Genomic DNA, 10280 nt, shown 5'->3' on the forward strand with positions numbered 1-10280 from the left:
CCCATGCTCAACGGCGAGACCATCCGTCTCGATGGCGCAATCCGGATGGCGCCGCGATGACGCAAGTTGCCATCGTCACCGGCGCCAGCAGCGGCATTGGCTTCGAGGTCGCGAGCCAGCTGATCGCGGCGGGCATGAACGTGCTGGGTGTCGGTCGCGATGAGAAGAAGCTGAGCGAGCTGAAGCAAGCGCTCAAGGGCTCGGAGCGCATCGAGACGCTGGCGGTCGACCTCACGGACGACGGCGCCCCCAACCAGATCGTGGAGTCTGTGCTCGCGCGCTGGGGCCGGATCGACTTCCTGATCAACAACGCGGGCGTCGGCCTCCACGGTGACTTCGCCGAACAGGACGCCGCCGCGAACGGCGCTCAGGTCCAACTGAATTGCGTGACGCTGGTCGAACTCACGGCGCTGTTCCTGCCCGAGATGGTGCGCGCGGGCCACGGGCTGGTCCTCAACGTCGCGTCCACCGCGGCGTTCCAACCCATCCCCGGCATGGCGGTGTACGGGGCGACGAAGGCGTTCGTGCTGTCCTTCACCGAGGCGCTGTGGCAGGAGGCCAGGGGGACGGGCGTCCGGGTGTTGACGCTGTGTCCCGGGGCCACCGAGACGGAGTTCTTCGCCCGCACCGGTGCGGAATTCCTGACCAGCGGCAGGCAAACGTCGCAGCAGGTCGTCGACACGGCCATGGCGGCGATCGGCAAGTCGACGCCGACGGTCGTATCGGGACTGAAGAACACCGTTCTGGCCAGCGGTTACAGGTTCGCGCCACGGCGGCTGCTGCTCTCGGTGTCCCAGCGGATGATGACGGCGAACTGAGGGCGAACTGACGCTGTTCGGCCAAACTATTCTGCAAAGGTGCTGTCCGGTAACAATTTTGGGGGGATAGTAGAACGTCGGTGTGCGGTCGTAGGATCGACGTGGCAGCCATCGATGCGAGGGAGTTTCCATGCCACAGGCCAGCGTCTGGACGGGCGACCCGGTTTGGCTCGCAGACGTCCTGCGCGCCGAGGGCGTCAGCCTGGTCGAGTATCCCGGGTGGCGCGATCGCGGCCACGGTGACTTCAAGGACATCCGCGGCGTCATGGTGCACCACACCGGTTCGGACACGGCGACCGCGGCGTCGATCGCCAACGGACGCCCCGACCTTCCCGGGCCGCTGTCGCAACTGCACATCGCGCGCGACGGAAAGGTCACGGTGGTCGCGGTCGGCGTGGCGTGGCATGCCGGTGTCGGCATGTACCCGTGGCTGCCCGCCAACATGGGCAACTGGCACATGATCGGCATCGAGTGTGCCAACAGCGGCACCAGCCCCACCGCGCCACACCGGCAGAACTGGCCTGACGCCCAGTATTTCGCGCTGATCCGGTGCTGCGCAGCCATCAACCGGCGACTGGCGCAGAACGCGTCCCGCACCATCGGGCACAAGGAGTACGCGGGCCGCGCCCAGGGCAAGTGGGATCCGGGGGCCATCGACATGCACGTCCTACGCGACGACGTCCAGGCCAGGATCGGGAACGTCGCGCAACCCGCTCCCACTCCGCGTCCCCCCGTCCCGGTGGGGGAGTACGCCGACGTCCTGCTGTTCCGCGGGTCGCACGGCCCGCAGGTCAGCGAACTTCAGCGTCGGCTCAAGTACGGGTATGCGGAGTACGCGGGCAATCTGACCGTCGACGGTGACTTCGGACCAGCCACCGAGGTCGCGGTCCGGGAGTTTCAGCGCCGCACCCGCGGGCTGAAGGTGGACGGCATCGTCGGTCCGGCCACCGCGGCAGCGTTGCGGCTCAAGGTGGTGCCCGCCGATCCGGCGGTGCTGTTGGTCAGCGCCGAAGTGGGCTGACATGTCTGCGGGCGTCGTGTCCCCCAACCCGAATCACTTCGGCCGCAGAGGTTTCCATCGGGATGACACTAACCTGGCGGGCTCTGCGGGGCCGGCGACACTTGGTAGTGGCCGATCGCCCAGCCGTTGCCGACCCGGGTCAGCAGCACGCTGAGGTGGACCGCAATGGTCGGACGGTCGGTGAAGGCGAAGTCGACACCGAGGTAGCCGAGGATTACTCCGGGGGCAGGCTCGCGGGTCTCGAGAATGCGATACGTCGGACGCAACCCCCGCGGTTGGGCGGCGTAGTAGTCGGCGACGGCCGTGCGTCCGACGCCGTACGGACGCAACCCTTGAAAGATCGCGTCATCGGTGAACAGCGCCGCGACGCGTTGTGGATCCCGCTCGTCGATGGCCGACTTCCACTGGTCGAGTACGTCAGTCATCACCGCGCGCTGCTCGTCGGGTGTCATCTCAGTGGCCCGCGCTCTGGCCGCCGTCGACGTGCAGGATTTCGCCGGTCACGAACGACGCGTTCTCCAGATACATGACGGCGTCGACCACGTCGTCGACCTCGCCGAGCCGCTTCATGGGGTGCAGCCCACTCAGCGCGTCGTGGGTCGCCGGATCGTGCATCGGGGTGCGGATGATTCCGAGAGCCACTGCGTTGCTGCGGATTCCGCGGTCGGCGTACTCGATGGCCAATGCGCGGGTGGCCGCATTGAGCCCGCCCTTGCTGAGCGAGGCAAGTGCGGCGGGGACCGTCGAGTTCGCGTGGTCGACCAGGCTGGTCGACACGGTGACGAGATGTCCGCCGCCCCCGGACAGCATGGCCGTCACGGCCGCGCGGGTGAGCTCGAAGAACCCGCGCACGTTCACGCCCATGACCGCGTCGTAGTCCTCGTCGGTGTAGTCGGTGAACGGCTTGGAGACGAAGATTCCGGCGTTGTTCACCACGGTGTCGACCCGCCCGAATCGGGCCATCGCCGCATCGACGATCGACTGGCCGACGCCGGGTTCACCGACGTCGCCCGGCACCGCGAGAATCATCGGGTCGTCGCTGGGTTCGATGTGCCGCGAATTGGCGACCACGGCGTAGCCGAGCTTGCGGTAGCCGGCCACCAGGCCTGCGCCGATGCCCTGCGATGCGCCGGTGATCACTGCGACCTTCTGTACTGATGTCATTTCTTCCGTCCTTGCTCGAAGTCATTGAGATGAACGCCGCCAGTGGCCCGCCGCAGTTCCGCCGCATCCGACCGGTTTGCTTGCTGCTGGTAGTCCGAACCTCCCACTGCACTACGATCCGGATCGTGGAGCTGAGACAGCTGCGCTACTTCGTCGCCGTGGCCGAGGAATTGAACTTCGGCCGCGCTGCCGGGCGTCTCCACATCGCGGGCCCGTCGCTCTCCCAACAGATCAAGGCTCTGGAACGCGACCTGAAGGTGCGTCTCTTCGAGCGGGATCGACGGTCGGTCGCACTGACGCCGTCCGGCGCGGCTCTGTTGCCAGGTGCTCGCGCGTTGATCGCCCAGGCCGACGAGTTGCGCAGGCAGGCCAGCGGCCTCGTCCGCTCCGAGCCGGTCCGAGTGGGATACGTGAACTGGTGTCCGCCAGACCTTTCCGAGCGAGCGGCCGGGGTGGCCCAGATCAGAATCGACACCTGGGTGCTGCCATCGCACGTTCAGGCGGCCAGGGTGGCCGAGGACAATCTCGACCTGGCGATCTGTTGGGTGCAGACCAGCGACCTGGCGGAGTTGGATCTCGACGCACGCCTCATCTGGGCAGACCGGTTGTACGCGGTTGCGGTCGGCGACGACTCGTCACCCGTCGACGCCAAGGAGACCGCGGTGCTGCTTGACGCCGACACGGCGACGTGGTCGTCGTCGAATCGCTTCGGCGAGCAATTCGCTAGTGCCACGGGTGCCACCGCCATTCGGATCGACGACGGTGGCATCACCGGGCCTGCGTTCTTCGAGCACGTTCGCAGGCTGGGCAGGCCCGTTCTCAACTCGCCGAAGGGGCAGGATGCGCCGTTGCCTCGGGGGTTGGTGGCGCGACCCATCGTGCACCCCGCGCCCTACTGGACGTGGTCGCTGGTCTCGCGTCGCGACGAGGACGACGAGACCGTGCGCGCGGTGATCGAGCTGCTCACCAGCGGGGTGGCGATAGACGGGCTCGGAGACGCGTCGTCGTGGCTGCCTGCCGCCGATCCGCACACCCTGCCGCGCTAGCCGGTCGAGCTGAGACCACCTGTGGCCCCGACCATGTCGCGGTTGGGATAGTCGATCCGCAGCATCACGGCGACCACCGCGCCGCAGGCCACCACGGCCGCGCCAACGAGCAGGACGGTGTGAAAGCCGTGCCGGATCAGCGGTGCGACGAGCAGCGGGCCTGCGATCTGGCCTGCCGAGTACCCCGCGGTGAGCAGTGCCACGGCGCGCGGCCCGTTCAGATGAGCACCGGCAGCCAGCGCGATCGTGCTGATCCCGATGAACGTGACGCCGAACAGGATCGCACCGACGAGGGCGGCCACCGGACCTGACGCCAATGCGGACAGGGTGATGCCTGCGGCCTGCAGGAGCAGCGCTGCTGCCAGCAGATCGGGGTGGGAGAAGCGGCCGCTCAGCCACGCCCACAGTGCTGCGGATGGTGCGGCCGCCAGCCCCACGACGACCCAGGCGCCCTTGCCGAGCCAGCCCGGCGAGCTCTGTTCGATGGCCGCCACCAGGAATGTTCCCGCGACGATGTACCCGACGCCTTCCAGCGTGTAGCAGAGGACGAGCGCCGCGAACCACCGTCCGACTCGGTGCCGCCGACGCGTGACCGGGACATCGTCGGCAGCCGGTTCGGCGACCGGGCCGTGGCGCCCGGCCCACGCAGCGCCCGCGAGCATAGCGGCCAGCGCCCCGACTGCCCACCAGGCACTTCGCCAGTCCGCGGCGGCAGGCAGGACGAACACCAGGAATCCCGACCCCGCGATGCCGATACCGATGCCACTGAACCCCCAGCCCGCCAGGTGCGGTGAATCGTGCCGCAGCTGGTCCATCATCAGGTTGACGGCGCACACGAACACCAGCGCGCTGGCCATGCCAGCCGTCAGGCGCGCGATTGCCCAGTGAATCTGGTTGTCCAGCAACGGCATCAGCAGCACGGTGGCGACCACCACGACGAGCGACGACTTCAAGACGACGGGGGAACGTGCCATCCGTGGTGACATCGTCGCGGCCAACGCGCCGGCGAGGTATCCGACGTAGTTGGCGGTGGCCAGCGTCGCGCCCGCCTCGGCGGTGAGGCCCGCCTTCGCGGTCATCATCGGCAGGATGGGGGTGAAGGCGAAACGCCCGATGCCCATCGCCGCGCCCAACGCCGCGGCACCCCGGGCCGCGTGCACCCAACCGGCAGTCCTGCGTTTGACGGCAAGTTCATACATCGGTCAATCGTCGGGGAACGCCCTTGCCTGTCGCCACGACCAGCAACCTCCTTGGTGGGAGGCGCCGGCTATCACCGGCTAGCGAAGCCGTTGCGATGGCGGCACTTGACTCCTGCGCACTCGTCAGGAAATAATTATTTACTGGTTAGTCAACACGTTCTGGTTAGTCAAAACGTTTGATGGGCTCCTGGACCCCCGCCGTCAGAAGACAACGCCAACGATTGGAACCCGATGACACACTCCGACCACCCCTCCGTTCGACGGCTTGCGACAACGGCAGGCACGGTTACCTCGATCGCGGGCACTGCCCTGCTCGGTGCCCCCGACCGGGTGGGCCCCGTCATTGGACTGACCTCGAAACGCGATGCGCGGCTGGTGGGCGCACTCGACCTCGCTCTGGCTCCTGGATTGTTGTGGGGTCGTCCCCGATGGCCGTGGCTGACGGCGCGGGCTGTAAGCAACGTGGCGACAGCGGGATTCGTCCTGCGACGAGCAGCGGACGGGTCGTCCCGACGCAACGCCCGGGTGTTCAGCGTTGCGCTGGGGCTCGCGACTCTCGCCGACGCGCGGGCCGCCTCGCTAGCGATGCGTTGAGCACTGGTCAGCACGCCCGGGTGTCGAGCCGAGTGGTTTGGACGTCGTTGGTCTGGACGTCGCAGAGGCGTTGAAGCGGGGCGGGACTCACCCGAGACGCGGGTGGATTGAAGCGTCGCTGACGTGTTGATCTCCGCGGGCAAGGCGCTGTCGCGGGTCGTCGGCCGATCACATGCGCCCGCCGGAGGCATCGATGTTGGCCCCGGTGATGTACGACGCGTCCGGGGAGAGCAAGAAGGCCGCAATGGCGGCGATCTCACTGGGTTCCGCACGCCGACCTAGCGCGTAGACCGATTTGAGAATGTTCTCCGGCGCGACGCCGCGCAACGCGGGTGGGGTATAGCTCGACGCGTGTTTCGCCGCCATGTCGGTGACGGTCCCTCCGGGGGCGATCGCATTGATGGCGATACCGCGTTCGGCCAACTCTGGCGCCAGGTTGAGCACCATCGCGGACACGGCGGCCTTGCTGGCGGCGTACAGGGTGTGATGGTAAACCGCGATACGGGCACTCACCGACGAGGTGAGCAAGATCCGGCCGCCCGACTCCATTGCGGCTGCTGCGGCCTGAGCGGCGAACAGCTGACCGGCCACGTTGATGTGGAAGACGCGATCGAAGTCGGCCGCGGTGATCGCGTCGAGCGCACCGAAGTACTCGACTCCCGCGTTGCTGGCCAGCAGGTCCAAACCGCCGAACTCGGCGACCACCCGGGCCACCAGATCCCGTGTCTGTTCGGGGTCGGCGACGTCGGCCTGGAAGGCCGCCGCGCGGTGACCTGCGTCGGTGATTTCACCCACCAATGCCTCCGCCGAGGCGGCGTCGGCGACGTAGTTGATCGCCACCGCAGCGCCCTCGGCGGCCAACCGCCGCACGATTGCCGCGCCGATGCCTCTGCTGCCGCCCGTGACCAAGGCCCGCTTTCCTGCTAGCCGTCCCGCTTGAGACATTGCTGCCACCTTTCCTTCCACTGTTTGGACCACTGTTTGGACGTTGGACGAAACGATCCGCTACCGCGTTGTCCGCACGCGGCCGTCGGCAAACGACGCCTCGGCACCTGCCGGACCTCGGGGTGGTTCGACGCCGAGCAACGTCGCGGGCGGGTTTTTCCTTCCCTAGGACGCCAGTAGGAGCGCTGCCGTGACGAGCATGACGGCGGCGGTGGCGCCGTGGATCCCCCAGGCGATGGACTTCGGGCCGCCGTTGCCAAGCACGATGGCGGTGTCGGCAATCGGAATGATGGTGGCGGCCAGGATCACCCAGCCCAGCAGGTGCGTAGCACCCGCGACCATGAGGATGATGACGAACAGACCCGAGGCGATGTCGCGGATGCCCTTGACGCTCAGGTAGGCGCCGACGTTCGCCTGGTCCAGGTCTGGTTGGACGCCGTAGCCGGCGGCGGCGGCGCGCGGCGCGAGGAGGAACCGTGCGCCGATGACGATGATTGCCGCGGCGATGAGTCCGGCGAGCACGTAGGCGATGGTGGTGACGATGGTCATGTGGAGCACTCCTGGGTCTTCGTTAGTGAATTGGTGAATATGACGTCGGGTCAAGCGGTATCGCTTGAACGTCGACGATGTCGTCGACGTCGAAGCCGGCCATGTCGGTGGCGAAATCTGGGCTGGCCATGATGTGCCGGGTGAGGTGTTCGGGATCGGCGCCCGGTGGGTAGCGGATCAGCGCGACGAGTCGATTCGCGCCGCCACTCCGCTCGGTCCACACACCGTGGGTGGTGACCCCGAAGCTGGTGAACGTGGCCAGGTGGCGGTCCCAGTGCACCGTCGCGTACCTCTGCAGCGCTTCTGGCGATCGCAGGGTGTAAATCCTGAGCTGAAACATCAGATCGCCATCGCGACGCAGAGGGCGGCAAGTGCCAGGCCTTGCAGCACGGCGCGAGCGCCGATGATTTGGTCCCACTTCGCTTGCAGTGCACGGCCGTTCGATGGCACCTGACCGGACTCGGCAGCCGCGGTGAGTCGTCGATTGATGGGTGCGCTCACCCGGGTGTAGAGCACGAGCCAGATCACCAGCAGGATCAGGGCTGCGCCCGCCGCGATCGCCTGTGCCCAGTGGGCGACCACGACCGCCAGCACTGCCGTCGATGCGGTGGCGAGGAGTCCGAGCACCCCCGACACGGGCATGCGTCGGTCTCCGTAGCGGTGCACGTATCCCATGACCGCGACCAGCGCGCGGTCGTCGACCACCGCCAGCGCGGGGCGCAGGACGATCGCGCAGAACACGTCGGTGCCGTAGACCACGGCGGTGCTCAGCACCGCTGTCAGTGCGGCGGCGCGGGTGATGAGGTCGAGATCCATGGGGTAAGTCCTCTCAGTGGCAAGTGCTAGCAACGCTAACCCTCGAAGCCGCTCACGTCAATAGCGGTGCTAGATGCAATAGCGATGCTAGATTGTGCTATGGCCACCGAAGACCGCCGAGCGCGTGAGCGAGCCGCCCGCCGACGGCTGATCATCAGGACGGCCCGCGAGCTGGCCGAGGCGGAGGGCTGGGAAGCCGTCACCACCCGTCGCCTGTCCACTGAGATCGAATACAGCCAGCCCGTGTTGTACAAGCACTTCGCCGGTATGGAGCACATCGCTGAGGCCGTCGCCATCGAGGGGTTCGGCGAGCTCGCGGATGCGCTTCGGGCCGCTCGCCCCAAGGCCGGTGAGGCAGGCGGCGCGCTGACGCGAATCGCCCACGCCTACCTCGACTTTGCCCAAGAGAACCCAGCCGTTTACGACGCAATGTTCACCCGTGCGACCACCCTGCGCTTCGCCGCCCATGACACACCGCCCCCACTGGCAGCGGCCTTCGCCGAGCTACGGCAGCCGGTTGGCGAGGTCGCTGACGAGGGCGATGCGGATGCGCTCACCGAGCTGTTCTGGGCCACGCTGCACGGGCTGGTCACCCTGACCCGCGCCGGCCGACTTCGCCCCGGCTACGACGAAGAACGTCTCCAGCTGCTCGTCGCGCAATTCGCCGGCTGACCCTGCGATTTCGGCGTGCTCATCGCCGCTCAGCGACGTGTTCTGTTTCGGGACATCGCTGACACATGTATGTCTCGGGACATCGCTGACACCTGAGTAGGGCCTTGAGCAGGATGGTTCATGGCCCAGAAGGTGACGGCGATGGACATTCGGATGGCTGCGACGTTTGTTGGACATGAAAATGTGGCGGCGTTTTGTCGTGCGCAGGGGATCAGTCGGGCCACGTTCTATAAGTGGCGCCAGCGTTTCCTTGACGGTGGCATCGAGGGGCTGCAGCAGCGGTCGCGGCGGCCGTCGTCGTGTCCAGGACAGACACCCGCACAGGTCGAGGAAGTGGTGCTGCGCCGGCGTAAGCAGCTTATGGAGCAGGGCCTCGATCATGGCCCGCAGTCCATCGCGTGGTCGCTGCGCCGCGACGGCTATCCCGGGGTGCCCTCGCGGGCCACGATCTGGCGGATCCTGACTCGCCACGGCGCGATCGTGGCCCAGCCACGCAAACGCCCCAAATCGGCGACGAAACGATTCTGCTTTGCCCGCCCGAATGAGTGTTGGCAGTCGGATTGGACGGAATGGCACCTCGCTGATGGCAGCGCGGTCGCGATCGCGGGCAGTCTCGATGATCACTCCCGCTACCTGGTCGGGCTGATCGCTGCACTCGGGTTCGGCACCGGCGAGTTGGTGTGGTCAGTGATGGTCGCCGGCATCAGCGAGCGTGGGATCCCGTCGATGTCGTTGTCGGACAACGGAATCATGTATACCGGCCGGTTACGCGGATATGAGGCGGCGTTCGAGATCAACCTGCGGGCCCTGGGCGTACGCACCATCAACTCCGCGCCCTACCACCCCCAGACCTGCGGCAAGATCGAACGGTTCTGGCAGACGCTGAAGAAATGGCTGAACGCCCGCGACCCGGCAGAAAACATCGATGAACTCAACGCACTACTGGCGCGGTTCCGCGATTTCTACAACAACCACCGCCCACACCGCGCGCATCGCGGCGCAACCCCCGCCGAAGCGTTCAACGCCACCGCCACAGCACGCCCCGTCGACCGACCTCTACCCGCTCCGGTGTTCGTCTCTCGCGCCACCGTAGGTACCGAATCGGGCAACCTCTTCGTTCGGCCCTACAAGATCAACGTCGGACTGCGCTGGGCCGGACACGAATGCGTCTGCATCCGCGACGGCACCCGCATCACCATCTTCAGCGGCAACAAGCTGGTCCGCGATTTCATCGCCGACCCAACCCGCAACTACCAACCCGGCGACAAAACCACCCGCACCTATCGCAACAGAGAACCCCAACCGGCACCATGAGTGTCAGCGATGTCCCGAGACATAAGTGTCAACGATGTCCCGAGACACCACATCGCGCCCAACGCAACGGAGCACGCCGAAGACGCTAGCCGTCCGGGTCGGGCCGCGACCAGCCCAGGATCATCGCCGGGGCGCACCCGCC

13 protein-coding genes are annotated in these 10280 nt (G+C 66.9%); 6 read left to right on the top strand and 7 right to left on the bottom strand.

The annotated features are described in order from the left end of the window. The first annotated feature begins 56 nt into the window (after positions 1 to 56). Together ABW137_RS08280 and ABW137_RS08285 are read left to right on the top strand one after the other, a co-directional pair. A complete protein-coding gene (locus ABW137_RS08280) occupies positions 57 to 818 on the top strand; it encodes an SDR family NAD(P)-dependent oxidoreductase (RefSeq protein ID WP_526398776.1) in 762 nt (253 codons plus the stop codon). Positions 819 to 948: 130 nt separating this feature from the next. After that, the gene (locus ABW137_RS08285; protein WP_526398753.1) at positions 949 to 1839 is read left to right on the top strand and encodes a peptidoglycan recognition protein family protein; all 891 of its coding nucleotides are present in this window, start codon (positions 949 to 951) and stop codon (positions 1837 to 1839) included. Positions 1840 to 1907: 68 nt separating this feature from the next. Here ABW137_RS08285 and ABW137_RS08290 read toward each other — a convergent pair whose 3' ends face one another. Both ABW137_RS08290 and ABW137_RS08295 read right to left on the bottom strand, forming a co-directional pair. Then, the gene (locus tag ABW137_RS08290) at positions 1908 to 2291 is read right to left on the bottom strand and encodes a nuclear transport factor 2 family protein (protein ID WP_526398755.1); all 384 of its coding nucleotides are present in this window, start codon (positions 2289 to 2291) and stop codon (positions 1908 to 1910) included. 1 nt (position 2292) lies between these two features. Then, positions 2293 to 3003: an SDR family NAD(P)-dependent oxidoreductase gene (locus ABW137_RS08295; RefSeq protein ID WP_526398757.1), complete on the bottom strand. Its 711-nt coding sequence runs from the start codon at positions 3001 to 3003 to the stop codon at positions 2293 to 2295. A gap of 125 nt (positions 3004 to 3128) precedes the next feature. Between ABW137_RS08295 and ABW137_RS08300 the strand changes: the two genes are divergently transcribed. Then, entirely contained in the window at positions 3129 to 4049 is a 921-nt protein-coding gene (locus ABW137_RS08300; RefSeq protein WP_526398759.1) for a LysR family transcriptional regulator, read from the top strand. Here ABW137_RS08300 and ABW137_RS08305 read toward each other — a convergent pair. Continuing rightward, the gene (locus tag ABW137_RS08305; RefSeq protein WP_526398761.1) at positions 4046 to 5248 is read right to left on the bottom strand and encodes a YbfB/YjiJ family MFS transporter; all 1203 of its coding nucleotides are present in this window, start codon (positions 5246 to 5248) and stop codon (positions 4046 to 4048) included. The two genes, ABW137_RS08300 and ABW137_RS08305, sit on opposite strands and share 4 nt — an antisense overlap. 231 nt (positions 5249 to 5479) lie before the next feature. Between ABW137_RS08305 and ABW137_RS08310 the strand changes: the two genes are divergently transcribed. Continuing rightward, positions 5480 to 5842 carry a hypothetical protein gene (locus tag ABW137_RS08310; RefSeq protein ID WP_526398762.1) on the top strand — a complete coding sequence of 121 codons (363 nt, stop codon included), beginning with the start codon at positions 5480 to 5482 and terminating at the stop codon, positions 5840 to 5842. Positions 5843 to 6010: 168 nt separating this feature from the next. Here the strand turns inward: ABW137_RS08310 and ABW137_RS08315 are convergent, their stop codons facing one another. The 4 genes from ABW137_RS08315 to ABW137_RS08330 form a co-directional block, all read right to left on the bottom strand. Further along, entirely contained in the window at positions 6011 to 6787 is a 777-nt protein-coding gene (locus ABW137_RS08315) for an SDR family NAD(P)-dependent oxidoreductase (RefSeq protein WP_526398764.1), read from the bottom strand. A 165-nt stretch (positions 6788 to 6952) separates the two neighbouring features. Continuing rightward, on the bottom strand, positions 6953 to 7336 hold the full coding sequence (locus tag ABW137_RS08320; protein ID WP_526398766.1) for a DUF4267 domain-containing protein: 384 nt from the start codon (positions 7334 to 7336) through the stop codon (positions 6953 to 6955). A 22-nt stretch (positions 7337 to 7358) separates the two neighbouring features. After that, a complete protein-coding gene (locus ABW137_RS08325) occupies positions 7359 to 7676 on the bottom strand; it encodes an NIPSNAP family protein (RefSeq protein WP_526398768.1) in 318 nt (105 codons plus the stop codon). After that, a complete protein-coding gene (locus ABW137_RS08330) occupies positions 7676 to 8152 on the bottom strand; it encodes a DUF1772 domain-containing protein (RefSeq protein ID WP_526398770.1) in 477 nt (158 codons plus the stop codon). Before ABW137_RS08330 ends, ABW137_RS08325 begins: the two co-directional genes overlap by 1 nt. Positions 8153 to 8251: 99 nt before the next feature. On the opposite strand from ABW137_RS08330, the gene ABW137_RS08335 reads away from it, so the two are divergent. After that, the gene (locus ABW137_RS08335) at positions 8252 to 8824 is read left to right on the top strand and encodes a TetR/AcrR family transcriptional regulator (protein ID WP_526398772.1); all 573 of its coding nucleotides are present in this window, start codon (positions 8252 to 8254) and stop codon (positions 8822 to 8824) included. Positions 8825 to 8944: 120 nt separating this feature from the next. Then, positions 8945 to 10138 carry an IS481 family transposase gene (locus ABW137_RS08340; protein ID WP_526398774.1) on the top strand — a complete coding sequence of 398 codons (1194 nt, stop codon included), beginning with the start codon at positions 8945 to 8947 and terminating at the stop codon, positions 10136 to 10138. Positions 10139 to 10280 lie beyond the last annotated feature (142 nt).

The sequence above is a fragment of the Mycobacterium sp. genome, assembly GCF_040509115.1.
In the GTDB taxonomy this organism is placed as follows: domain Bacteria; phylum Actinomycetota; class Actinomycetes; order Mycobacteriales; family Mycobacteriaceae; genus Mycobacterium.

Excerpts from the sequence above, each read along its gene's own strand:
- ABW137_RS08280 (WP_526398776.1), top strand. The coding sequence starts at position 57 with ATGACGCAAGTTGCCATCGTCACCGGCGCCAGCAGCGGCATTGGCTTC.
- ABW137_RS08285 (WP_526398753.1), top strand. The coding sequence starts at position 949 with ATGCCACAGGCCAGCGTCTGGACGGGCGACCCGGTTTGGCTCGCAGAC.
- ABW137_RS08290 (WP_526398755.1), bottom strand. The coding sequence starts at position 2,291 with ATGACACCCGACGAGCAGCGCGCGGTGATGACTGACGTACTCGACCAG.
- ABW137_RS08295 (WP_526398757.1), bottom strand. The coding sequence starts at position 3,003 with ATGACATCAGTACAGAAGGTCGCAGTGATCACCGGCGCATCGCAGGGC.
- ABW137_RS08305 (WP_526398761.1), bottom strand. The coding sequence starts at position 5,248 with ATGTATGAACTTGCCGTCAAACGCAGGACTGCCGGTTGGGTGCACGCG.
- ABW137_RS08310 (WP_526398762.1), top strand. The coding sequence starts at position 5,480 with ATGACACACTCCGACCACCCCTCCGTTCGACGGCTTGCGACAACGGCA.
- ABW137_RS08315 (WP_526398764.1), bottom strand. The coding sequence starts at position 6,787 with ATGTCTCAAGCGGGACGGCTAGCAGGAAAGCGGGCCTTGGTCACGGGC.
- ABW137_RS08320 (WP_526398766.1), bottom strand. The coding sequence starts at position 7,336 with ATGACCATCGTCACCACCATCGCCTACGTGCTCGCCGGACTCATCGCC.
- ABW137_RS08325 (WP_526398768.1), bottom strand. The coding sequence starts at position 7,676 with ATGTTTCAGCTCAGGATTTACACCCTGCGATCGCCAGAAGCGCTGCAG.
- ABW137_RS08330 (WP_526398770.1), bottom strand. The coding sequence starts at position 8,152 with ATGGATCTCGACCTCATCACCCGCGCCGCCGCACTGACAGCGGTGCTG.
- ABW137_RS08335 (WP_526398772.1), top strand. The coding sequence starts at position 8,252 with ATGGCCACCGAAGACCGCCGAGCGCGTGAGCGAGCCGCCCGCCGACGG.
- ABW137_RS08340 (WP_526398774.1), top strand. The coding sequence starts at position 8,945 with ATGGCCCAGAAGGTGACGGCGATGGACATTCGGATGGCTGCGACGTTT.